The sequence below is a fragment of the Pseudomonas sp. LBUM1653 genome (assembly GCF_059716115.1).
Genome location: NZ_CP166803.1, coordinates 4,675,512 through 4,697,026 on the forward strand (window position 1 = coordinate 4,675,512; position 21,515 = coordinate 4,697,026).

Sequence of the window (21,515 nt, forward strand, 5' to 3'; positions counted from 1 at the left end):
ATCGCGCCCTCATTCGCCGTCGAGTGTTGCGACGACCTGACCCGGCTCCACCGGATCACCGTCTTCAACCAGGAAAGCGCTGAGGCGACCGGCCGTTCCGGCGGTCAGTTCGGAGAACTGCTTCATGACCTCGATCAGGCCAATCACCGTGTTGGCGCTGACCTGCGCGCCCACTTCGACGTAGTTCGCCGCTTCGGGCGTGGCTTTGCGATAGAAGGTCCCTGGCAATGGGGTGATGACAGTGTGTTCGGCCATGTCTGTTCCTCTTGGAATAGTTGTAGAAAGGCAGGCAAAAATGATTCGGTGTTTTTGCAGGTTCAGCGCGGCGCGCGAACCTTGATCCCGGCGCTATCGAGTGCGTTACGCGTGGCCTCAACCAACGCCAGCGCACCCGGCGTATCGCTGTGCAAACAGATGGAATCGAATTCAATCGCCAGGTCTTCACCCTCGACTGTGCGCACCACCCCTTCCTGACAGGCGCGTAACACCCGCGCAGCCACCTGGGTCGGGTCGTAGGCGCGCACATGGCGGGTGAAGACGATGGAGCCGCTGAGGTCATACTCGCGGTCGGCATAGAACTCTCGAATTACCGGTTGGCCCAACTCCTTGGCGACGCGCCAGATCACGGAATCAGGCATGCAATACAGCAGCAGCTCAGGCTCCAGGCGTTGGAGATTTTCAACCAGCAATCGGGCGGCTTCCTCGTCACGGGCCAGGTGCATATACAGCGCGCCGTGAGGCTTGATGTGTTGCAGTTCCACGCCTTGAACCCGGGCGAGTTCACGCAGGGCACCCAACTGGTAAAGCATGTCGTCGACCAGTTCCTGGGCCGGGGCATTGATATGGCGGCGGCCAAAGCCGACCAGGTCGCGGAACCCCGGATGCGCGCCGATGGCCACGCCCAGAAGCTTGGCCTGCTCAACGGTGCGGCGCATGGTGCTTGGGTCGCCGGCATGGAAACCGGTGGCGATATTGGCTGAGCTGATGAAGCCCATCAGTTCGTTGTCGACGCCATCGCCGATGGTCCACGGACCAAAGCCTTCGCCCATGTCCGAGTTGAAATCTACTGCCTGCATGACGCTTGCTCCTGACGCTTGTGACTTCATGCAGACCACGTTAAATTCCCGCCAACCCCTTGGGAAGATCTATTATCAGATGGGCCATCTTCTGAAAAACAGATAGCTCTGAAAAACAGATACGCCATCAACCGGAGTGCTCATGTCACTGACCCTGCGCCAGGTGCGCTATTTCGTCGCCACCGCCGAGATCGGGCAAATCTCTCAAGCGGCGATTCACCTGAACATTTCCCAGTCCGCCGTGACCACGGCGATCAAGGAACTGGAGGCCATGCTCGGCACGCTGTTGTTCCAGCGCTCGGCCCAGGGCATGAGCCTGACCGATGCCGGGCGGCATTTTCTCAATCGCGCCTACGTGATTTTGCGCAGCGTCGACGACGCGCTGAACAGCCCGCTGCCGGACGTCCGGGCCAGTGGCCTGTTACGTCTGGCCGCGAGCTACACGGTGATCGGCTACTTTCTGCCGCACCATCTGCAACGGCTTGAACACTGGCATCCGGACGTGGCCATCGAGGTCCACGAGCAAGAACGCACGGCCATCGAACAAGGCCTGCTGGAAGGAAGATTCGACATGGCGGTGCTGCTGACCGCGAACCTCACTCACCCGGACATCGTCTCGGAAACCCTCTTCAACTCCGAACGCCGGTTATGGCTGCCCAGCCATCACCCCCTGCTCGATCGTTCCGCCGTCAGCCTGGCTGACGTTGCGCAGGAGCCCTATATCCTGTTGACCGTCGACGAAGCCGAACAAAGCGCCATGCGTTACTGGGAACACGCGCACCAACAGCCCAACGTGCGGGTGCGCACCAGTTCAGTCGAGGCGGTGCGCAGCATGGTCGCCAATGGCAGCGGCGTGGCGATCCTCTCGGACCTGGTGCACCGCCCCTGGTCGCTGGAAGGAAAACGCATCGAAACCCTGACCGTCACCGACAAGGTAACCCCCATGAGCGTCGGCCTGGCCTGGCATCGCGAGCGCGATTTCAGCCCGGCCATGCAGGCGTTTCGTAACTATTTCCACGATGCATTTCTGGCGCCGCAACAATTGTCTGCACGACGCTAGTTCACCCGCCGTGGCAGTGTTTTGCCCAAGCAACCCCAGGCTCGTCACACGGCTGCGCAACGGTGACGTTTAATCCGGGTCATGCTGATTGCCTGCGCCAGGCGCCGGGAGATGTGCCGAACTGGCGTTTGAATGCGCGACTGAACGCCGCTTCGGATTCGTAGCCAACGGCAAAGCCGATTTGCGCCACGTTCCCGCGACCTTCGAGCAGATGTTGAGCCGCCACGTGCATACGCCAGAGCGTCAGGTATTGCATCGGTGGCTGTCCGACCAATGCGGTGAAGCGCTGGGCGAATACCGAGCGCGACATGCCCACCTCAAGCGCCAGGGTTTCCGCTGTCCAGCCCTCGGTCGGACGAGCATGGAGCAGCGCCAGTGCGCGCCCGATATGCGGATCTCGCAAACCCGCCAACCACCCGCGCCGCTCGGCCGGGAGGCTCGCGACATACTGGCTGACGGCTTCGACGAAGAGCAATTCCGATAGCTTGGCGATGACCGCCGCCGAGCCGACACTCCCTGCTGCGGTCTGACTCACGGCGAAACGGAATGAGCTTTCAATCCAGGCCCCCGACGCCGTCGCGCGCACGTCCAATTTCAATACCGATGGCAGCGACGAAAGCAACGGACTGAAGGGAGTTTCAGAGCCGAGGAAACCGCACAACAACTGTGTGGCCTCGCCACCACCGCCGCACTTGATTCGTGAAATGCCGCCGACTTGCGGCGGCGTAATGACGTCGCGCGCCGACATGGGTGCAATGCCCAGGTCACTGCCAAACGTATGAACGTCATTGCGCGCAAGCAGAATCAGTTCGCCTGCCCGCACGTCGAGGGGGGCGCCATCGTCGAGGCGCAATTGCATGTGCCCCGCCGCGACAAAATGCGAGGCAATGATATGTCGAGGTGCCGCCAGGTACGGTTTGCAATCGTCGGCAGAGATTCTTCCGCTCATGCACCAGGGCGCAGTGAACTCCGCCTCGAGGAACACCCCTCCAGACAGCCGGATCACACGCAATACATCAGAAAGCGCATCCAGCAATTGCCACCCCTCCTTTGCGGAGTCTGGAGCAAGTAATCAGGCGCACCAGTCATTCTTCGCCTGAACGGCGAGGCCTAGATTAGCACCTACGCGGACTCAGCGATCGAGGCTCTTCCCAGAGGCTCTCCCCGGAAGCTTCACCCAGGGTCATTGGCTCCGACGGTAACCGTAACCGCCCCCTTCCAATTCGACCTGGAAAGCAGGAGATCGATATGAACACCTTCGCGACCCCAGCCACCCCTGATTTGGGCAACGCCGCCCGTTACGCTCAACTGGTCAGATCATCGAAGAAAGCCGAATGGCAGATCGATCGCGATTTGCTGCAGGACCGGCGTTTCGACTTCTCGCGCAAATTCTTGCCCGACTCACTGTCGCAGGTCGACCGCCTGACCTTTCTCGACGCGCACGAGGCGCGCCTGCTCAGTCAGATTCAAGGCCGGACCTATGCGTACCTCTTTGGTCTGGTGGAGCGCTTTATCAGTGCCAAAATGCTCGATCAAGGTCGCGCCCATGTATTTGACGATCAGCTCGCACTCGAAGCGCTGGTGCGCTTTTCCAACGACGAGATCAAGCATCAGGAGCTGTTCCGGCGCATGGAAACGATGATTGGCTCGCAATTGCCCGCGGGATATCGTCAGGTGGCCGATCCAAACGATGTGGCGCGCGCGGTACTGACGGCCAGCACCTGGTCGGTACTGGCGCTGACCTGTCACATCGAGCTATTCGTTCAGACGCACTATGCGCAAAGCATCGCCCCGCGCGAGGAGTTGTGCCCACTGTTCAAGGACGTCTTCAAATTTCACTGGATCGATGAAAGCCGGCACGTCGTGCTCGATGAACTGGAGTGGAAGGCCGAGCACGCGAAACTTTCGCCCGCCGAGTGCGACCAGGCAGTGAACGATCTGATTGCGCTGGTAGCAGCCGTCGACGCCATCCTGCAGGCACAATCGGCAGCCGATGCCGAGTACTTCACTCGCAATGCTTCACGGTCATTCAGTGTCAACCAGACAGCGCGCATCGAAGCCTGCGTGCTGAGCGCCTACCGCTGGCAATACATTATCTCGGGCGTGCAGCATCCACACTTTGGCCGGCTGCTGACGCGCATGACAACACCAGCCCAGATGTCGAGGATTCAGACCGCACTGGCACCCATCATGAGCCATTGATCGAGGATGGCAGCCATGACGATACCGATGTGGATGTTGCTTGGATTTGCGACCTGGACTTTGCTGCTGTTGATGGCAACCGTCGGGGTATATCGCTGGGTCAGAATATTGTTCTCGAATGTGCCGATTGCCTCTTTCCGAAGCGACCGGCTCGAAGGCGAGGACTGGTATCGGCGCGCAACCAGAGCGCATGCGAACTGTGTGGAAAATCTGCCTGTCTTTGGCGCGATCGTGGCCGTGATTTCAGCCCTTGGTGTCGACGGCCCTGCCGTAAACTACTTGTCCATACTCATCCTGGTTGCTCGGGTGTGCCAGTCGCTGGTTCACGTCTGCCATGTGCAAACCAATAAGTTCGTGGCAGTCCGGTTTACCTTCTTTTTCGTTCAGCTGGTTTGTTTTCTCGGGCTCATTGTGATGGCTGCCTGGTACGGCGCATGAAGCATCATCTGAACCCAGGCCTTGGCCTGCGCAAGCACAGGTCTCCAGCAGGTACACCGCAGCGCCCGGTTCGCCTGTAGGAGCGAGCGATGCGGCGACCCGACTTGCCCGCGAAGAACGATAACGCGGTGCAGCAGACACTCCGCAGCGCCTGGTTCGCCTGTAGGAGCGAGCGATGCGGCGACCCGACTTGCCTGCGAAGAACGATATCGCGGTGCAGCAGACACTCCGCAGCGCCTGGTTCGCCGGCAAGCCTGGCTCCTACAAAGCGAAGAACGATAACGCGGAGCAGCAGACATCCCGCGGCGCCTGGTTCGCCGGCAAGCCTGGCTCCTACAAAGCGAAGAACGATAACGCGGTGCAGCAGACACTCCGCAGCGCCTGGTTCGCCGGCAAGCCTGGCTTCCTACAAAGCGAAGAACGATATCGCGGTGCAGCAGACACTCCGCAGCGCCTGGTTCGCCGGCAAGCCTGGCTCCTACAAAGCGAAGAACGATATCGCGGTGCAGCAGACACTCCGCAGCGCCTGGTTCGCCTGGCTCCTACAAAGCGAAGAACGATAACGCGGTGCAGCAGACATCCCGCGGCGCCTGGTTCGCCGGCAAGCCTGGCTCCTACAGGTGCCGATGTGATGCTGCCGCTGGTCGAGAGGACCTTGTTCTGTAGACACAATCTACCTATCTTTGAGTCTAAGGATTCAAAGATAGGTAATGCACATGGCCGTCGCCTCCCAGCCCCAATCTTTCAGCAAAAACCAATGCGTCACCGGCCTGCGCGCCGCCGTGGGCATTCTGGATAAATGGCGCGCCAGCAGCGAGCAGGCCTGCCGCATCCTGCGCATTTCCCGCAGCACCTACACCCGCGCGCGGCAGCATGACCCTGACTGGGCGGTGGCGCTGGATGCGGACCAGATGCAGCGCATCAGTTTTGTACTGAACATTCACGCCACGTTGCGCCTGGTGTTCGACAACCCGGACAACGTGTATGGCTTCGTGTCGATGGCCAACGACAACGAGTTTTTTAATGGGCGCTCGCCGTTGGCGATCATGGCCCAGGGCGACATGATTTCGCTGTATGAGACCTTTCGGCGCATTGATATGTTGCGGGGCGCGCAATGGTGAAGTTGAGTGAGCTGGCGGTGTTTGCCGGGCAGGCGTTGCAGGCTTACCGGCTGGTCAATTCGAAGTTTCCACCGATTGCGTTGTTCGATGACGTGGCGAACGCGGATGAATTCGAGGTGCTGTTCGAGATCCAGGCACTGACCAATCCCCGGCTGAAGAACGAGGTTGGTCAGCTTGAGTTGATCCCACGGGGCGAGATCCCGTTCGGCATTGCTGGCTGCTCGTACGCCACCGCGCCCTTTACTCACATCAACCCGGCGGGCTCGCGGTTCAGCGATGGCAGCTTTGGAGTGTTGTACCTGGCCGATTCCATGGAAACCGCACTGGCCGAGGTGCGGCATCACCAGAGCCTGTATTGGTCGAAGGTGCCGGGCCTGAACTATGAGCGGTTTGTGTTCCGCGGGCTGTCGTGTTCATTCATGGATACGGGCATGAAAGACGCCACCGTCCTGCCGATCAACGATCCGCTGTATGCGCCTGACGACTACAGCCATTCCCGCACACTGGGCCGGGCGATCCGGAAGGCCGGTTGCCCGGGTCTGCGTTATCGCTCGGTGCGCCTGCCTGGCAGTGTTTGCTGGGCGTTGATGACGCCCCGGCCTGTCTCTTCGATCATCCAGACCGCCCATTACGAGATGGTCTGGAATGGTCAGATCACCAGCGTCAGCCAGATCAGCGAGGCTTGAGGGAAGTCACGACCGGGTCTTCACCGTGATGAACATTTTGATGCGGTCGTGGATTTCCTGGACGGTGTGGCGGAACGGATCATGTCTTTCGCTGAGCGTCGGGTCTTCGAAATTCCACACGATGACTTCGTCGGACGCGGGCATGCGCGAGGTGTCTTCCGAGGATTTGTCACACAGCGTGATGACGTAGTGGAAGGGCTGAACTTCAAGCTCGTCGATGCCCTTGCTGCGCAGCCCGGTGCTATCGATACCGATATGGTCCAGCGTTTCCAGGGTGCGCAGGTCGACTTCAGTGGCTTCAAGCCCGGCGCTGAAGGATTCGAAATGCTCGGAATCGGTGTGGCGCAGCAATGCTTCGGCCATCAGTGAGCGAACATCATTGTGCGCACAAACGAACAGCACCCGACGTTTGTCTGTCATGACTCTCTTCCCCCTGATTCCATCTTGCGGACAAGTGTCCAGTCAGTTTAGAAGCCAAGGCTTGGCGCGCCTGCAGCCCTATCAGTGCTGGGACATCAGTCCATGCAGCACGCCCAGCCTCAATCCCGGTTCGGAGGGCGTCATGTGCAACACACCGAACACTTTGAACGCCGCCAACATCGCCACCAGGCCACCCGGCAGGATGCTCAGGCGATGGGCTTGCAAGCCCGCCAGCTTGAGTTGCTTGACGTGCCCGACCTCCAGCAGTCGCAATGACAAGCGCAACAGGCCGCTGTAGGTAATACCGCTTTGGCGGTTGTCGTTCAGCCCGTTGGCCTTGAGCACTTTGGCCAGCATCCGAGCGGTGCCGGAAGAGCCAATGACCTGCTGCCAACCCAGCGATCGATAACGGCGTGCGACCTTTTCGAACTGCAGGGTGGCGACCCGCTCGGCTTCGAGCAGCGCCCTGGCCGTAATGACACCGCCGGCGAAGTAACGCGCCCCCAGGGTGCCGCTGCCGATGGCAATACTTTCGGTGACGAGCGGTTGTGAACCCTTGCCCAGAATCAATTCGGTGGAGCCACCGCCAATGTCCACCACCAGCCGCATGCGCCCGGGATCAGGAATCGTATGGGCAACACCGGCATACACCAGCCGGGCCTCTTCATGCCCGGAGATGACATCGATTCGAAACCCCAGGTGCCTCTCAGCGCTGGCAAGGAACAGTTGCGCATTCTCGGCTTCGCGCACGGCACTGGTGGCCACCGCCCGCACCCGGCCCGCTTCGAAACCGCGCAGTTTTTTGCCGAAGCGCGCCAGGGCTTGCCAGCCGCGGTCCAGCGCCAGTTCGTCGAGCGCGCCGCCCTGCAAGCCCTCTGCCAGACGGACGGGTTCACGCAGGGTTTTCACTTCCTGGATCAGGATCTGCTGGCTGTGCTTGACTTGCTGGCCAATCATCATGCGAAACGCGTTGGAGCCCAGGTCAATGGCCGCAAATAGCGAAGCGTCGCCTTTCATGGTGGGGTTCCTGGCAAATTCATCGGCCCGTGGACGAGTCTGATCGCCCGTGGCGGTTGCGCGGATGTTGCCATGGGTTCAGTGACACGCAGATGACACTGCGATTAACTGTGCTGCCTTTTGTGCGTCACGGTTTCGTCATATCGTCGGGGCGGACATGCCTATTCCAGAGTTCTAACGGGACTAACCTTTTCGCGGGCAAGTCGGGTCGCCGCACCGCTCGCTCCTACAGATCCGGCAAAAACACGATGCCGAAATCTCCACATCCGCCCGGGCCATGGCCAGGTTGAGGCGAACTTGCGCAGCAGCCGCTTCGGCTTCGCGACCCAGTCGCTTCAAACATTCCACGTAACCGTGCAGGCTCCACACATTGTCCAGGTGCCAGGACGCGCGACTGAGGGTGTTGTCCAGGCCCAGGTCGGCACGGTAGGCCTGCAGGGCTTCTTCCAACCTGCCCTGTTCCAGCAACAGCGCGCCCAGTGCGTGGCGCACCGGTTGCATCCAGCCCCAGGGCTCGTCGTAAGGCAGGTGATCGTCCAGAGATTGCGCCTCGCGCAGGTGGGTGAAGGCTTCGTCGACGTTGCCTTTGCGATACTCGATTTCACCGCGCAGCATGCCCGCGGCCACGGCCAGGATGTCGTTGCATTTGTTGTTGAAGAGGTAGCGTGTGTCCGGCACCCGGGCCCAGGCCTCGAGGAACAGGTGATGCTCGGTTTCGGCACCGGCGACTTGCCCGCAGGCAGCAAAGGCAACGCCTTTGGCGTAGTGCAGCATGGCCGTGGTCACGCAGTACAGCGCCTGGTCGTCGGGCAGCGGTGTGGCGAGGATGTCTTGCCATCTGCCGAAGCGGATCTGCACGTGGACCTTCATCGACACGAAGCTTTCCAGCCAGTCGGCCATGGGCGGTTTTTCCACTCGCAGGAGGTCCTCCTTGATGGTATCGATCAGTTGCTCAGCGGCTTCCAGGGCCGGCTGGTACTGGCCGAGGAACATCGCCGAGTAGAGTTTGAAGTGGTAGTTGTGGCTGCGGTACAGGGTGTAGAAGTTGATCGGCCCTTCCTCGGCCAGATAGAGGCTGTCGGCCTGGATTGCCCGGTGATTGGTGATCATGGCCCCGCGATAATCGCCGCAGAGTACGTCGATGTGCGACGGCATATGGCGCAGGTGTCCGGCGTCCGGCACCAGGTCGCGCAGGACATCGCCCGCGCGCAATGCCCGTTCCGGGTATGGCGACATTTCCAGGGTGTGGACGTACATGTGCAGCACGCCGGGGTGCGGTGCGTCGCCGTGTTGCTCCATGCGTTGCAGGGCCCGCTCGAGCACGGCCACTGTCTCAAGGGTGTCGGCACCGGCTGCCGGCTGACCGGTTCTCAGGTCCCACAACTGCCAGGGCGTGCGGTCGATCAGCGCTTCGGCGAACAGAGCTACCACGTCGGGATCGTCGGCAAAGCTGTTGTACACATCGCGCATGGACACCGCATAGGCATCGTTCCAGGTGAAGAGTTCGTCAACGCTGTTCGCCTGCTCTGCCTGGTAGCGTTGCTGCAGCGCGTGGATCAGGGCCTGCTCCACTGGCGTCGCGCCGTCGAGGTGCACCAGCGCGATTTGCGTCGCCAGTCGCGCCTGGGCCACGGCCTCCTTGAGCTCTTGTTCGATGAAGGCGTCCCAGCGTTTGTTGTAGTTGGGCCCCGAGGCATAGGCGATGCCCCAATAGGCCATCGCACAGTTGCGGTCGTGTTCCAGGGCCTTCTGAAAACAGCGGATGGCTTCGTCGTGGTTGTAGCCGTAGCACCACATCAGGCCACGGTCGAACCAGAGTTGGGCCTGGGGTGAACTGGTTGTCACGGGGCGGCTGTAGGTGCCCAGATCGTAATAGTCGTGCATCGGTTTATCCTCTCGATCGGAGTGTGGACCCTGCGAAAAACCAGCATACCCCTGCGCTCCTGGCCGGGCGCCACAGCCGACGACAGGCTGCGTCGCATCATCACGCCCACCACAGGCTGCCGCTGGCTATATCAATGCCATCGATGTTCACAATCACGTCAATGAAGTTCTCTTAAAAAATCCGCGGCGTAACATTGGCTCCATACCAACCAACAACACCCCGGAGCACACGATCATGAAACGCCAAACCCTCCTCAGCATCGCTTTCTCGGTCTTTGCAGTTAACGCTTTTGCCGCTACCTCTGTTCAGCCTGTTGTCGCTGAAGGTGGCTCGGATCGTCTGATTGAAAGCCGAGTGGCTGAGGGTGGTTCGGATCGTCTGATCGAGAATCGTGTGGCTGAAGGCGGTTCGGATCGCCTGATCGAGAATCGCGTTGCTGCTGATGGTTCTGATCGTCTGCAAGGCAACACTGTTGCCGCCGATGGCTCGGATCGCCTGCAAGGCAACACCGTAGCCGCCGACGGTTCTGACCGTCTGCAAGGCAACACCGTCGCCGCCGATGGCTCGGATCGTCTGCAAGGCAACACCGTCGCCGCCGATGGCTCGGATCGCCTGCAAGGCAACACCGTCGCCTGAACCAAGCGCTTCACCGCACCAACAAAAAGCCCGGCCTGATCAGCCGGGCTTTTTCGTCGTTGCAATTCAAACCAGTGCGTTACAGGGTTCTTCCCCTGGTTCGTGATCGTCTATCCTGTGTGCCCGATTCTATCCATGCCGCCATCCCGCCGGAGACACCTGTGCCGCCCCTGACAGCCCGAGAGGTTTACCAGCAACTGCGTGACGCCGCCTTGGGTCTGCGCCCGCTCCAGCGCCTTGATGGGCAACCCGGTCCGGTACAGGTCGACATCGAGGGCTGGCGATTGAGCCTCGATGTCGACCACACTCACCTGCGCCACTGCCTGCATTGCCAGAGCGCGGATGGCCGAGCGTTCGAGGGTGGGCCGCGATTCGGTACCGACCCGGTGAGTTTGCTCAGCACCTGGGAGCTGGCGCAGATCGAGCGTTTGCTGGCCGGCGACTGAGTCCGGGTCGGGCCATTGCGAAAGTGCTCGTTGAACTATCGTTCATCTGACTCAGCTGTGATACATAAGACTTGATGCGCATCCCGTGCCCGAGAGGTTGCTTATGTTCCACTGCCCACGCTTGCCGCAAGTTCTCGCTTGCTCGCTGTTCGGCTTACTCGCCAGCGTCGCCAATGCCGCCACGCCCTCCCCGGCACCCGAAACGCTGCGGCCGCTGCTGAACACCATCAACGAGCGCCTGAACATTTCCGATCTGGTGGCGCTGACCAAGTGGGACAGTGGCAAACCGATTCAGGATACTGCCCGGGAAACCCTGCTCATCAATAACGCCAGGAAGCAGGCAACCGGTAGCAACGTGAACCCGGACGAAGCCGCTGACTTGATCGCCGCACAGATCGAAGCCAACAAACTGGTGCAGTACGGACTGATCGCGCAATGGCAAGCGGCGCACAAGGCGCCCGACTTGCCACGACCGGACCTCAATCAACTACGGGCAAAACAGGATGAGCTGCAAGCCCGCCTGTTGCAGCAATACGCCGATTTCGTGCCCTATCGCGTCGACCCGGAGTGCCCGGCCTGGCTGGCGGAGCAGCGCTCGGGCCTGATAAAGGATGCCCTGCATGGCCAGGCGCTGATTCGCGCTACTGGGGAATTGTGCGTCACGGATCTATAACTGGAGCGAGCCTGCTCGCGATGGCGGCCTGATAGCCGACCTTTTTCTTTCGGCGAACATATACATTCCTGCGGTAACGGCCACCTATGGTTTCGCTTTTACAGCGAGTCACTTGGAAAAGCCCCAAGTAACCAAGGGCTCTTGCCCCTGACGTTCGGTGCCTCGCTGTGGCTCGGCATGCCCTCGCTCCGGTCCTGCTCCGTGGGCCCGCCGCGATGGGCCATCCTTGGCCCAGCGCGGCTAAACCGGCATCCATGCCGGTTTACCCACTACGCAGAACCTCCACTCGGCCTCTCGATGTGGCAAGAAGATCAAAAGCCAAAGCAGAGCAAAAGCAAAGCGAGGCACCGAGTGGTGGGGCAAAGCCTTTTGGTTCCTTTTTGGCGTTTGAAAAAGGGACTCGCCGTAAGGGCGAAACCATAAGCGGCCGTTACCGCAGCAATGGATATGCACACCAAAGAATCCAGCAAAAAAAAACGGCCCTCTCAGGCCGCATGCGCAGAACCTGCGCTCGGCCTCTCGAGGGGCAAGTAGATCAAAGCCAGAGCAAACGCGAGGCGGCCTGACAGCCGACCTGATTTTGCAGCTGTACTCGTACCCCTGTAGGAGCGAGCTTGCTCGCGAAAAACGCCCAGACAACACGATCATCCAGACAGCCCGCGTAATCGTTGACGTCCATCGCGAGCAAGCTCGCTCCCACAGGGAATTGGGGGGTATCTGCAAAGTCAGGTCGGCTGTAAGGCCGCCTCGCTTTGGCTTTAGATTTGGGCGCCCCGTTAAACCACGATGGCCGAACGCAGGCATTGCGCAGTGGGTAAACCGGCAGGACGCCGGTTTAGCCGCGCTGGGCCAGGGATGGCCCATCGCGGCGACCCACGGAGCAATGCCGGAGAGAGGGCATGCCGAGCCACAGCGAGGCACCGAGTGGTGGGGCAAAGCCTTTTGGTTCCTTTTTGCTGGGCCGGCACTCCGGCGTTTGAAAAAGGGACTCGCCGTAAGGGCGAAACCATAAGTGGTCGTTACCGCAGCAATGGATATGTACGCCAAAAAAATCCAGCAAAAACGCGGTCCCCTCAGGCCGCATGCGCAGAACCTGCGCTCGGCCTCTCGAGGGGCAAGTAGATCAAAGCCAAAGCAAACGCGAGGCGGCCTACCGGCCGGCCTGATCGGGAGCCGTACGTATTTCCCCGGTAGGTGCCGGCTTGCTGCGGGCGGCGTTCCGACGATGGGGGCGTTGAATGCTGCATCAGCCCCCAATGTAAAACACCCTTTACATTCACAAAAACTCCAGCGAATATGTAAAGGTACTTTTACATCAGGACGATGCAATGAAACGTTACTACATGGAAATGGGCGCAGCGCTGGCGCTGTACACGGTGTTCTTGATCCTGTCGCTGACCCTGCTCAAGAATCCGCAAGGCCTGGGTACCGGTTTGCGTATCGTCATCACGTTGTTGCCGGTGATTCCGGCGGCGCTGATGTGCTGGGCGATCGTGCGGATGATGCGTACGCTGGACGAAATGCACCTGCGCATTCAATTCGAGGCGCTCGGTTTTGCCTTTGCCGCTTCCGCGTTGCTGACATTCAGCTACGGTTTTCTGGAGAATGTCGGCTTCCCCCACATCTCCTGGATCTGCGTATGGCCGGTGATGGGCTTGATGTGGATCATCGGCCTCGCCCTCGCCAGACGTCGTTACCAATGAAAAACCGACTCAAGGAACTGCGTGCCGAACGCAAGTGGTCGCAGGTGGATCTGGCGGCGATGCTCAATGTCTCGCGACAGACCATCAACGCCATCGAAAATGGCCGCTATGATCCAAGCCTGCCGCTGGCGTTTCAGATCGCCCGGACGTTTGCATTGCCCATCGAAAGTATTTTCGACGATGAGTTCACCGGCTGATCCATGGCGTCCAGCTGGCAAGCTTTGCACAACAACAAAAAACAGGAGTTGAATATGGCTGAACTGCAACTGCACCCCAAAGCCGCAGAGTCCTTGAGCCTGTGGCACGCGATGATCCGCACCGGTGATTTGAAGGCCTTGCCTGCGCTGCTGGACCCACAAGCGGTGTTTCGCTCGCCGATGGCGCACACGCCGTATCCGGGTGCGCCGGTGGTTTCGATGATTCTCAACACGGTGTTCGAGGTGTTCGAAGATTTCACCTATCACCGCGAACTGGCGAGCGCCGACGGCTTGAATGTGATCCTCGAATTCAGCGCCAGGGTCGGCGAGAAACAGCTCAAGGGCATCGACATGATCCGCTTCAACGAACAGGGAAAAATCGTCGATTTCGAAGTGATGGTCCGCCCTCTCAGTGGCTTGCAGGCGCTGGGCGAGGAAATGGGCCGGCGCCTCGGCGCCTACCTGGCCACCAGCAAAGCCTGACCGTTGTGCAGCGCCGGTCGAGCCTTGGGCACCACCTGCAACTCGACCGGCTCACAGAGAAACGCGCAGCAGCGCGAGCGTAACCAGCGCTGGCCGGGATCGTTATGCACTGCTGCGCGCCAGGCCATGGAAAGTTCCGGTACGGGCAGTTGCAGCGGTACCGGCTCGGCCCTCATCCCTGCCACCGAGGTCATCGCCTTGGCCACGTAATCCGGCACGATCGCCAACATGTCGCTTTGCGCCAGCAACCCCGGCAACGCACTGAACTGCGGGACGGTCAGCACCACTTTGCGCCGCCGGCCCAGCAGGCTCAAGGCATGGTCGCTGTCATCCGTAGCATTGCCCATTGACGACACCAGCACATGAGGCCGCCGGCAAAACTCGTCCAGCGCCAACGGCCCGGGCCGGGTGTCAGACCGCAGCAGCATCGGGCGGATCGGCCGCAAGCCTTTGCGCCGGGCATTGGCCGGCAGGTCGAGGGTGTGGCTGATGCCCACGCAGATATCACCATTGCCCAACCTTTGCGCCATCTGCTGCTGATCGACACGGCGCACGATCAAGGTGATGTTCGGCGCCTCGACTCGCAGCTGTCGCAACAGCCGCGCGTATTCGACATCATCGGACAGGCCGACACGAAACGTCGTCTCGCTGGTGCGCGGGTCGAACGATTGGCAACGGCTCAACGCGGCGGCGATGCCGTCCAGCGCCGGCGCCAGGTTGGCGAAGATTTCCTCGGCCCGTGCGGTCGGTTCCATCATCAGCCCGCAACGAATGAACAGCGGGTCATCGAACAGTGCACGCAAGCGGCCCAGGGCACCGCTGATGGTGGGCTGCCCGAGGAACAGCTTTTCACCGACGCGGCTGACATTTCGCTCATGCATCATCGTCTCGAAAACCACCAGCAGGTTGATGTCGGCACGACGCAGGTCATTTCTGTTCATGAGGTTCGCTACCCGGCACGCGGCCTTTGGTTTCGGGAAGGTGCCTGGACAGGTTATGGCCGCGCAGGAAGAACGTCTGCTGTACATGGGGACGGCACAATCATGCGTTAGGTGAGCCGGTTGATACCTGGGTATGACACCAACCGAAAAAAACCAATGTAATGAAGGGGTTCCACTTGCTTCGGCAATCGCCAAAGTCGACGCCGTGGCGGTTTTTTCGGGTTTTTTGTCCTAACGGAATCAGGCCCCATGCTTCTAGGATACTGAACCGATTCTCCGCTTCCAGCCCGAACAAAAAACCGAGGCGCGCATGATCGACACTCCGACAAAAAAGCCTGCCACTGCACGCAGCGCGCCTACCTTCCTGAAAGGAACCTGCAGCAAGATGCTGTACAACTGCGGTCAACGGACGTCTCGCCTCTTGCTCGGCCTGAATCTCAAGCCACTGGAAAACCTGTTGGTGTGGCTGATGGGGCTGATCGTGGCGTGCGGGATACTGATCAATACCGAAACCCGGGCCGACCTCGGCACCACGACGCTGTACATCGCGCTGTTGCTGATGGCAATCAACCTGTTGTCGATCAGCGCGGTGATCGTGGTCGCGCTGTTCTGCATGCTGGTGCTGACGTTGATGTGCCTGGATCAGGGTGGCTTTTACCGCTGGGAATCGACCACGGACTTGCTGCGCAGCCTGACTGTACTGGCGGCGATTATTTTCCTGGCGCTGCGCAGCAAGCAGGTGTCCGACAGCCTGCGCCACAAGGAAGTCTACATGACCGGTGCCCAGCGCCTGACCCGGACCGGTTGCTTCGGCTTTCGCGCAGACCTCGGGAGGATGGGCTGGTCGGAACAGGTGGCACGCATACTCGAATACCCGGTGGGCATGCCCTCCTCTGCGTCTTCGTATCTGGAGCGTACCCACCCAGATGACCTGCCCCTGGTGCTGGGCGGTTTCGAAAAGGCGGCGCGCCATGCGACCCTGATCGAGGTCAAGCACCGCCTGCTGATGCCCGACGGGCGCATCAAGCATTTGCACATGTTCGCCACCCCGCTCTTCACCCGGCACGGGCGCTTTGAATACCTTGGCGCGCTGATGGACGTGACCGCCAGCAAACAGGCCGAAGAAGCGCTGTGCCGCGCCCAGACCCAGCTGGCCCATGTCACCCGCGTGACGTCCCTGGGCGAACTGGCAGCGTCCATCGCCCATGAAGTCAATCAACCGCTGGCGGCGATCACCAGCAGCGGCGAAGCCTGCCGCAACTGGCTGAGCCGCCCGCAGCCCGATTTGGTCGAAGCACGCCAGGCACTGGAGCGGATCATCGCCAGCGCCCATCGAGCCAGCGAAATCACCCACCGCGTTCGGGCTTTGTCGCGCAAGAGCGACCCACTGCGCCAGAACGAATCGCTCAACGACATTGTCAGCGAGACCTTGAGCCTGGTCCGTTATGAGTTTGTCCATCACAGGATCAATCCGAAAATCGAGCTGGGCGCATTCGGCGGCCAGGTCAGTGCCGATCGCGTGCAACTGCAGCAAGTCATCATCAACCTGATCATCAACGCCTGCCAGGCCATGGACGCAGTCAACGCCGCGCAACGGGCACTGTCGATTCGCACCTGGGTAAAGGACAACGAGGCCGTGCTGGAAGTAGCCGACCAGGGGCCGGGCATCGCCGCCGATGTCTTGCCGCAGTTGTTCACGCCGTTCTTCACCACCAAGGAAAACGGCCTGGGCATGGGGCTTTGCATTTGCCGCTCGATCATCGATTTCCACGGTGGCCGGATCTGGGCCACCAGCACAACAGGCCAGGGCAGTTCGTTTCTGTTTGCCCTGCCGATACGGGTTGCCAACGATGCGGGGTACGCCGCGGCCATCTGATACACAGGTATGACGCCGGCCAGGAACACCGCGCCGGGCGGTTGCACATCCAACCCCTTGGGAACCCGCAATGAACGAACAACACCCCCTCAACAAAATCAATCACAACGAGCCCGTGGTTTTCGTCGTCGACGACGATGCGCCGCTGCGCGAATCCCTCGGCAGCCTGCTGCGTTCCATCGGCCTGCGGGTCGAGCTGTTCGGCTCGGTTGCCGACTTCATGAAGTACCAGCGCCCGGACACCGCCAGTTGCCTGGTGCTGGATGTTCGGTTGCAAGGCAGCAGTGGCCTGGACTTTCAAAACGAACTGGCCGCCGCCGGCATCAACGTGCCCATCGTGTTCATCACCGGGTACGGTGACATCGCCATGACGGTACGGGCGATGAAAGCCGGCGCGGTGGATTTCCTGACCAAACCCTTTCGCGAACAGGATCTGATCGATGCGGTGTGCGCCGCCCATAGCCGGGACAAACAACGTCGTGAGTCCGAGCGGCACGCCGACCAATTACGCGCGCGCCACCAGACATTGACCGCCCGGGAACAAACGGTGATGGCACTGGCGGCCTCGGGCTTGATGAACAAGCAGATAGCCGGGGAAATAGGCCTGAGCGAAATCACCGTGAAGATCCACCGCGGCCAGGCCATGCGCAAGATGGGCGCGCGTTCCTTTGCCGATCTGGTGCGCATGGCCGAGGTGATCTCGACTCACCCCCCTATCCGCTGACTATACCCACGTATACTGTGCGCCATTTCAGGACGGCGTATCTTGCAATGATGGCGCAGTGACTCTAAGTGTTCTGCGCTACTGAGCAGGACACCACTATGCACAAAGAGGCAATGATTGCCGTTGTCGATAACGATGAATCGGTTCGAATGGCCCTGGACAGTTTATTGCGATCCAGTGGGTATACGGTGCGAACCTATTCGGGAGCGCATGAGTTTCTCATCTCCGATGGCCCGCTTATTACGTCCTGCTTGATCTCCGATATACAAATGCCACAAATGGACGGGATCACGATGTATGAAGAACTGGCAGCCAGGGGCATTCATATCCCGGTCATTTTCATTACCGGCAACCCCTGTGCACAGCGTCAGCCGGGGCCCCACGCCATGAAGCCCATTGCCTTTTTCCCCAAACCCTTCCCCGCCGAAAAGTTGCTCGCCTGTATCGAAACGGTGCTCGACCGTCGCCACTGAACTTTGCTGATTCAGGCAACTAACACCTTGGTATAGCTCGATAATACTTAGTCATACCCGGGCTGACCCTATGTAGCAGTGCCAGATTTAAAGCCCTCGAATAACATCTGTTCCAGATCAAGCCGATCCCGACTGTTTCGCACTGTTTAGTGACAGCGCAAACGATCAGCCACAGCGGACGTGCGGCAACAACTTTTTCACGCCCTCGATTGTTCTTCAGGAGCTAAACAATGAAACAGCAAATCTTGATTATTGGTGCAGGGTTCGGTGGGGTCTGGAGCGCGTTGAGCGCTGCCCGTCTGCTGGACAAGCACGATCGAAATGACGTCGAGATCACCGTGTTGGCTCCTCAGGCCGAGCTGCGGATTCGTCCGCGCTTTTACGAGCCTGACGTGCACACCATGAAGGCACCGCTGAACGAGTTGTTCGATGCCGTGGGGGTGAAATTCGTCAAGGGTTCGGCCGAAGTCATCGACGAGCGCAATAAACAGGTCAGCTACGTCAACGCCGCGGGCATCCAGGGCACGCTGAGCTACGATCGCCTGGTGCTGGCCGCCGGCAGCAAGCTGATGCGCCCACCGGTCGACGGCATGCTGGAGCACGCATTCGATGTCGATGAGATCGAATCCGCCACTCGCCTGGAAGCTCACATCAAATCCCTGAAGGACAAGCCGCTCAGTGCGGCCCGCAACACCGTGGTGGTGGCCGGCGGTGGTTTCACCGGGATCGAAACCGCGACCGAAATGCCGGCGCGCCTGCGTGCCGTCCTCGGTGAAAACGCCGACATCCGGATCATCGTGGTTGACCGTGCCCCACAGATTGCCGCCGCCTTGGGCGATGGCATTCGCCCCTCGATCGTCGAAGCCTCGGAGCACCTGGGCATCGAGTGGATGCTCAACGCCACCGTCGCCGCGGTCGACGCCAACGGTGTCACCCTCGCCGATGGCCAGCTCATCGAGTCCAACACGGTGATCTGGACCGTCGGTTTCCGTGCCAACTCGCTGACCGAGCAAGTGCAAGGCACGCGCGATCATCAGGGACGCCTGCATGTCGATCAGCATCTCAAGGTGCGCGGTCACACCGATGTGTACGCCAGCGGCGACGTGGCCTATGCCGCCACCGATGACCTGGGCAACTTCGCGGCAATGTCCTGCCAGCACGCCATCGCCCTGGGTCGCTATGCCGGCAACAACGTCGCCGCCGAGCTGCTGGGTGTCGAGCCGATGGCCTACAGCCAACCCAAGTACGTCACCTGCCTGGACCTGGGCGCCTGGGGCGCGGTATTCACCGAGGGTTGGGATCGACAGGTCAAGCTGGTCAAGCACGAAGCCAAGGAACTCAAGACCCAGATCAACACCCTGTGGATCTATCCACCGGCGGCTGATCGTGCCGTGGCGCTGGCGGCAGCCGACCCGTTGATCCCGGTGGCCTGAAGACGATCGATGCGGCCGTGGCAACCACGGCCATGACAACCCACCCTGACACTGCAAGTCGCAGGTGACCGACATGTATGGTTTTTTTGAGCATCCGTATCGGGTCTTGAGGTTGTCCCACGTGATGTTGATCGGCGGGCTGGTCGCGCTGGTCGTCGGGGCCATTCTGGCCTACGGCCTGGACCAGCATCTGTCGCTGCCAAGCGTGGTGATGGCCCATGCCATGACGATACTCGGCCCGACCGCCATCAAGCTTGGATATGTGATGCGCTTGCTGACGCTCAATCGCCTGCGGCGCCAGCAACTCGTTCAACCACCTGGCCTCGCCGGGTGATGTGAAGTTTACGCCTGTATCCCGACCAGCCCACTCCTTGCTGGACGGGGCCTTTCCCAAGCGCCCGCCACTGGTTTTTCTGGCGGGCGTTTTTTCTCCAGCCCGATCAAGCACCAACCCCTCAAAGAGTTTGCCCGGCATCACCGATGCCTTGCGAGTTGCCGTTCGATAGCAAAAATCTGGAAGAACAAATGTCTATCACTAAACGTTGCAAGAAACTTTTTTTTTCAGACCCCGTCGCCTGGCTGGCCGCCATTGCGGTCGGCAGCATGATCTTCATTACCAACTCGCTGCTCGACCTGGATGTCGCACCAACGCTGCTGTACATCACGCTGGTGTTCATGTCGGCGAACATCTTTTCCGTGCCGGTGTTCCTGGCCGTCGCCTTCAGTTGCGTGGCCATCCTGACCGCCAGTTTCATTATCGACGAAGGGTATCGTGATCACAGGCTCATCGCCGGCTTCGTGCGGTGCCTGATCGCGCTGACTACCATCACCCTGCTGGCGCTGCGCAGCAAGCGCGCCACCGACACGTTGCGGCGCAAAGAGGCGTTCTTCCTGGGTGCACAAAAACTCAGCCATACTGGCAGTGTCGGCTTGATCCTCGATGACCAGGTGAGGGTGTCGTGGTCGGACGAGTCCTCACGCATTTTCGAATACCCGCTGGACGTTACACCGACCCTTGCCATGGTCAGGGCGCGCACTCATCCCGATGACCTGCCCATTGTCGACAGTGTCCTGGAACAGGCCGCACGCCGGGAAAAGCTGATCGAAGTGGAACATCGGCTGGTCATGCCCGATGGCCGGATCAAGCACGTGCAGATGCTCGCCAACCCACTGTTCAACCATGACGAACGCATCGAGTACGTCGGCGCATTGATGGATGTGACCGCGTCCAGACACTCCGAAGAAGCACTGTTTCACTCACAGGCGAAACTCGCGCATGTCACGCGGGTGACCTCCATGGGCGAGCTGGCCGCCTCCATTGCCCATGAAATCAATCAACCCCTGGCGGCGGTCATCACCAGCGGGGAATCGTGCAAACGCTGGATCAACCGCCCTGAGCCGAACCTCGAAGAAGCCCGCCGCTCGCTGGACCGGATCATTCAAAACTCATCCAGGATTTGCGATGTGATCGCTTGTATCAGGGCGCTGTCGCGCCAGAGTGATGTGCAACGCAAGGCCGAAGTATTCGACGAGATCGTCCGTGACTCACTGACGCTCATGCAACATGACATCTGCAACCATCAGGTTCGCCCGCACCTGCAACTGGGCGCGCCCGGCGCTCACATAAAAGGCGACCGGGTTCAACTGCAGCAAGTCATCATCAATCTAATCATCAATGCCTGTCAGGCCATGGCCAACGTGCATGAGCGCGCACGAACGCTGCGCATTCACACCCAGGTGCTGGACGACCAGGCGGTGCTTGAAATCGCCGACTCCGGCACCGGCATTGCCGAAGACATCCTGCCCTCGTTGTTCGATCCGTTCTTTACGACCAAACCTACCGGCCTGGGGATGGGCCTCTCGATCTGCCGCTCGATCATTGAATTTCATGGCGGCCGAATCTGGGTCAACAGCACCGTTGGGGTCGGCACGCAGATGCTGTTTGCGATTGCGCTGACAACCCCCAGGCACGATGAATAATTCATCCACACCTAACGCCGCGATACGGCGACATGGAGACAAGCA

24 protein-coding genes are annotated in these 21,515 nt (G+C 60.2%); 17 read left to right on the forward strand and 7 right to left on the reverse strand.

Translation table 11 applies throughout. The features are described from left to right. Window positions 1–9: 9 nt before the first annotated feature. Together ACA054_RS20970 and ACA054_RS20975 are read right to left on the reverse strand one after the other, a co-directional pair. Window positions 10–255: an acetyl-CoA carboxylase gene (locus ACA054_RS20970; RefSeq protein WP_497685978.1), complete on the reverse strand. Its 246-nt coding sequence runs from the start codon at window positions 253–255 to the stop codon at window positions 10–12. Between the two features lie 62 nt (window positions 256–317). Next, on the reverse strand, window positions 318–1,076 hold the full coding sequence (locus ACA054_RS20975) for a 5-oxoprolinase subunit PxpA (protein ID WP_497685979.1): 759 nt from the start codon (window positions 1,074–1,076) through the stop codon (window positions 318–320). Between the two features lie 142 nt (window positions 1,077–1,218). On the opposite strand from ACA054_RS20975, the gene ACA054_RS20980 reads away from it, so the two are divergent. Continuing rightward, complete coding sequence (locus ACA054_RS20980) at window positions 1,219–2,136, forward strand: LysR family transcriptional regulator (RefSeq protein WP_497685980.1); 918 nt, start codon at window positions 1,219–1,221, stop codon at window positions 2,134–2,136. A 79-nt stretch (window positions 2,137–2,215) separates the two neighbouring features. Here ACA054_RS20980 and ACA054_RS20985 read toward each other — a convergent pair whose 3' ends face one another. Then, window positions 2,216–3,172, reverse strand: coding sequence for an AraC family transcriptional regulator (locus ACA054_RS20985; RefSeq protein WP_497685981.1), 957 nt, complete (start codon window positions 3,170–3,172; stop codon window positions 2,216–2,218). A 212-nt stretch (window positions 3,173–3,384) separates the two neighbouring features. Between ACA054_RS20985 and ACA054_RS20990 the strand changes: the two genes are divergently transcribed. The 4 genes from ACA054_RS20990 to ACA054_RS21005 all read left to right on the forward strand — a co-directional run bounded on the left by ACA054_RS20990 (window position 3,385) and on the right by ACA054_RS21005 (window position 6,583). After that, on the forward strand, window positions 3,385–4,338 hold the full coding sequence (locus tag ACA054_RS20990; protein ID WP_497685982.1) for a diiron oxygenase: 954 nt from the start codon (window positions 3,385–3,387) through the stop codon (window positions 4,336–4,338). A 15-nt stretch (window positions 4,339–4,353) separates the two neighbouring features. After that, window positions 4,354–4,776: an MAPEG family protein gene (locus ACA054_RS20995; protein WP_497685983.1), complete on the forward strand. Its 423-nt coding sequence runs from the start codon at window positions 4,354–4,356 to the stop codon at window positions 4,774–4,776. Window positions 4,777–5,492: 716 nt separating this feature from the next. Continuing rightward, window positions 5,493–5,897, forward strand: coding sequence for an antitoxin Xre-like helix-turn-helix domain-containing protein (locus ACA054_RS21000; RefSeq protein ID WP_497685984.1), 405 nt, complete (start codon window positions 5,493–5,495; stop codon window positions 5,895–5,897). Beyond that, window positions 5,891–6,583: an RES family NAD+ phosphorylase gene (locus ACA054_RS21005; RefSeq protein WP_497685985.1), complete on the forward strand. Its 693-nt coding sequence runs from the start codon at window positions 5,891–5,893 to the stop codon at window positions 6,581–6,583. The genes ACA054_RS21000 and ACA054_RS21005 overlap by 7 nt, the downstream gene beginning before the upstream one ends. Before the next feature lie 6 nt (window positions 6,584–6,589). On the opposite strand, the gene ACA054_RS21010 is transcribed toward ACA054_RS21005, so the two are convergent. The 3 genes from ACA054_RS21010 to ACA054_RS21020 form a co-directional block, all read right to left on the reverse strand. After that, a complete protein-coding gene (locus tag ACA054_RS21010; RefSeq protein WP_497685986.1) occupies window positions 6,590–7,003 on the reverse strand; it encodes an arsenate reductase ArsC in 414 nt (137 codons plus the stop codon). Window positions 7,004–7,084: 81 nt separating this feature from the next. After that, a complete protein-coding gene (locus tag ACA054_RS21015) occupies window positions 7,085–8,020 on the reverse strand; it encodes a Ppx/GppA phosphatase family protein (protein ID WP_497685987.1) in 936 nt (311 codons plus the stop codon). 183 nt (window positions 8,021–8,203) lie between these two features. Next, window positions 8,204–9,904 carry a tetratricopeptide repeat protein gene (locus tag ACA054_RS21020; RefSeq protein ID WP_497685988.1) on the reverse strand — a complete coding sequence of 567 codons (1,701 nt, stop codon included), beginning with the start codon at window positions 9,902–9,904 and terminating at the stop codon, window positions 8,204–8,206. A gap of 235 nt (window positions 9,905–10,139) precedes the next feature. Here ACA054_RS21020 and ACA054_RS21025 point away from each other — a divergent pair, with 235 nt between their 5' ends. The 6 genes from ACA054_RS21025 (at window position 10,140) to ACA054_RS21050 (ending at window position 14,043) form a co-directional block, all read left to right on the forward strand. Then, window positions 10,140–10,541: a hypothetical protein gene (locus ACA054_RS21025; protein WP_180207199.1), complete on the forward strand. Its 402-nt coding sequence runs from the start codon at window positions 10,140–10,142 to the stop codon at window positions 10,539–10,541. A 161-nt stretch (window positions 10,542–10,702) separates the two neighbouring features. Then, window positions 10,703–10,987 (forward strand): DUF7693 family protein, encoded by a 285-nt coding sequence (locus tag ACA054_RS21030; RefSeq protein ID WP_497685989.1) that lies wholly within the window; start codon window positions 10,703–10,705, stop codon window positions 10,985–10,987. A gap of 103 nt (window positions 10,988–11,090) precedes the next feature. Beyond that, window positions 11,091–11,660 (forward strand): chorismate mutase, encoded by a 570-nt coding sequence (locus ACA054_RS21035; protein ID WP_497685990.1) that lies wholly within the window; start codon window positions 11,091–11,093, stop codon window positions 11,658–11,660. 1,328 nt (window positions 11,661–12,988) lie between these two features. Then, the gene (locus ACA054_RS21040) at window positions 12,989–13,363 is read left to right on the forward strand and encodes a hypothetical protein (RefSeq protein WP_497685991.1); all 375 of its coding nucleotides are present in this window, start codon (window positions 12,989–12,991) and stop codon (window positions 13,361–13,363) included. Further along, on the forward strand, window positions 13,360–13,560 hold the full coding sequence (locus tag ACA054_RS21045) for a helix-turn-helix transcriptional regulator (RefSeq protein ID WP_180203326.1): 201 nt from the start codon (window positions 13,360–13,362) through the stop codon (window positions 13,558–13,560). The genes ACA054_RS21040 and ACA054_RS21045 overlap by 4 nt, the downstream gene beginning before the upstream one ends. Window positions 13,561–13,614: 54 nt before the next feature. Continuing rightward, window positions 13,615–14,043: a nuclear transport factor 2 family protein gene (locus ACA054_RS21050; protein WP_497685992.1), complete on the forward strand. Its 429-nt coding sequence runs from the start codon at window positions 13,615–13,617 to the stop codon at window positions 14,041–14,043. Here ACA054_RS21050 and ACA054_RS21055 read toward each other — a convergent pair. Continuing rightward, on the reverse strand, window positions 14,019–14,984 hold the full coding sequence (locus tag ACA054_RS21055; RefSeq protein ID WP_497685993.1) for a LysR family transcriptional regulator: 966 nt from the start codon (window positions 14,982–14,984) through the stop codon (window positions 14,019–14,021). The two genes, ACA054_RS21050 and ACA054_RS21055, sit on opposite strands and share 25 nt — an antisense overlap. A 385-nt stretch (window positions 14,985–15,369) precedes the next feature. On the opposite strand from ACA054_RS21055, the gene ACA054_RS21060 reads away from it, so the two are divergent. From ACA054_RS21060 to ACA054_RS21085, 6 genes are all read left to right on the forward strand, one after another. Continuing rightward, window positions 15,370–16,860: a sensor histidine kinase gene (locus tag ACA054_RS21060; protein WP_497685994.1), complete on the forward strand. Its 1,491-nt coding sequence runs from the start codon at window positions 15,370–15,372 to the stop codon at window positions 16,858–16,860. Window positions 16,861–16,930: 70 nt separating this feature from the next. Then, window positions 16,931–17,584 (forward strand): response regulator transcription factor, encoded by a 654-nt coding sequence (locus tag ACA054_RS21065; protein WP_497685995.1) that lies wholly within the window; start codon window positions 16,931–16,933, stop codon window positions 17,582–17,584. 98 nt (window positions 17,585–17,682) lie between these two features. Then, complete coding sequence (locus ACA054_RS21070; RefSeq protein WP_497685996.1) at window positions 17,683–18,057, forward strand: response regulator transcription factor; 375 nt, start codon at window positions 17,683–17,685, stop codon at window positions 18,055–18,057. A 230-nt stretch (window positions 18,058–18,287) separates the two neighbouring features. Beyond that, entirely contained in the window at window positions 18,288–19,490 is a 1,203-nt protein-coding gene (locus ACA054_RS21075) for an NAD(P)/FAD-dependent oxidoreductase (protein ID WP_497685997.1), read from the forward strand. A 73-nt stretch (window positions 19,491–19,563) separates the two neighbouring features. Then, the gene (locus ACA054_RS21080) at window positions 19,564–19,824 is read left to right on the forward strand and encodes a transmembrane sensor/regulator PpyR (protein WP_497685998.1); all 261 of its coding nucleotides are present in this window, start codon (window positions 19,564–19,566) and stop codon (window positions 19,822–19,824) included. Window positions 19,825–20,015: 191 nt separating this feature from the next. Beyond that, window positions 20,016–21,470, forward strand: coding sequence for a sensor histidine kinase (locus ACA054_RS21085; protein ID WP_497685999.1), 1,455 nt, complete (start codon window positions 20,016–20,018; stop codon window positions 21,468–21,470). Window positions 21,471–21,515: the final 45 nt, after the last annotated feature.

What these genes read in the sequence shown, in the direction of transcription:
- ACA054_RS20970 (WP_497685978.1), bottom strand. Translation starts at nt 255, where the DNA reads ATGGCCGAACACACTGTCATCACCCCATTGCCAGGGACCTTCTATCGC.
- ACA054_RS20975 (WP_497685979.1), bottom strand. Translation starts at nt 1,076, where the DNA reads ATGCAGGCAGTAGATTTCAACTCGGACATGGGCGAAGGCTTTGGTCCG.
- ACA054_RS20980 (WP_497685980.1), top strand. Translation starts at nt 1,219, where the DNA reads ATGTCACTGACCCTGCGCCAGGTGCGCTATTTCGTCGCCACCGCCGAG.
- ACA054_RS20990 (WP_497685982.1), top strand. Translation starts at nt 3,385, where the DNA reads ATGAACACCTTCGCGACCCCAGCCACCCCTGATTTGGGCAACGCCGCC.
- ACA054_RS20995 (WP_497685983.1), top strand. Translation starts at nt 4,354, where the DNA reads ATGACGATACCGATGTGGATGTTGCTTGGATTTGCGACCTGGACTTTG.
- ACA054_RS21000 (WP_497685984.1), top strand. Translation starts at nt 5,493, where the DNA reads ATGGCCGTCGCCTCCCAGCCCCAATCTTTCAGCAAAAACCAATGCGTC.
- ACA054_RS21005 (WP_497685985.1), top strand. Translation starts at nt 5,891, where the DNA reads ATGGTGAAGTTGAGTGAGCTGGCGGTGTTTGCCGGGCAGGCGTTGCAG.
- ACA054_RS21010 (WP_497685986.1), bottom strand. Translation starts at nt 7,003, where the DNA reads ATGACAGACAAACGTCGGGTGCTGTTCGTTTGTGCGCACAATGATGTT.
- ACA054_RS21015 (WP_497685987.1), bottom strand. Translation starts at nt 8,020, where the DNA reads ATGAAAGGCGACGCTTCGCTATTTGCGGCCATTGACCTGGGCTCCAAC.
- ACA054_RS21020 (WP_497685988.1), bottom strand. Translation starts at nt 9,904, where the DNA reads ATGCACGACTATTACGATCTGGGCACCTACAGCCGCCCCGTGACAACC.
- ACA054_RS21025 (WP_180207199.1), top strand. Translation starts at nt 10,140, where the DNA reads ATGAAACGCCAAACCCTCCTCAGCATCGCTTTCTCGGTCTTTGCAGTT.
- ACA054_RS21035 (WP_497685990.1), top strand. Translation starts at nt 11,091, where the DNA reads ATGTTCCACTGCCCACGCTTGCCGCAAGTTCTCGCTTGCTCGCTGTTC.
- ACA054_RS21040 (WP_497685991.1), top strand. Translation starts at nt 12,989, where the DNA reads ATGAAACGTTACTACATGGAAATGGGCGCAGCGCTGGCGCTGTACACG.
- ACA054_RS21045 (WP_180203326.1), top strand. Translation starts at nt 13,360, where the DNA reads ATGAAAAACCGACTCAAGGAACTGCGTGCCGAACGCAAGTGGTCGCAG.
- ACA054_RS21050 (WP_497685992.1), top strand. Translation starts at nt 13,615, where the DNA reads ATGGCTGAACTGCAACTGCACCCCAAAGCCGCAGAGTCCTTGAGCCTG.
- ACA054_RS21055 (WP_497685993.1), bottom strand. Translation starts at nt 14,984, where the DNA reads ATGAACAGAAATGACCTGCGTCGTGCCGACATCAACCTGCTGGTGGTT.
- ACA054_RS21060 (WP_497685994.1), top strand. Translation starts at nt 15,370, where the DNA reads ATGCTGTACAACTGCGGTCAACGGACGTCTCGCCTCTTGCTCGGCCTG.
- ACA054_RS21065 (WP_497685995.1), top strand. Translation starts at nt 16,931, where the DNA reads ATGAACGAACAACACCCCCTCAACAAAATCAATCACAACGAGCCCGTG.
- ACA054_RS21070 (WP_497685996.1), top strand. Translation starts at nt 17,683, where the DNA reads ATGCACAAAGAGGCAATGATTGCCGTTGTCGATAACGATGAATCGGTT.
- ACA054_RS21075 (WP_497685997.1), top strand. Translation starts at nt 18,288, where the DNA reads ATGAAACAGCAAATCTTGATTATTGGTGCAGGGTTCGGTGGGGTCTGG.
- ACA054_RS21080 (WP_497685998.1), top strand. Translation starts at nt 19,564, where the DNA reads ATGTATGGTTTTTTTGAGCATCCGTATCGGGTCTTGAGGTTGTCCCAC.
- ACA054_RS21085 (WP_497685999.1), top strand. Translation starts at nt 20,016, where the DNA reads ATGTCTATCACTAAACGTTGCAAGAAACTTTTTTTTTCAGACCCCGTC.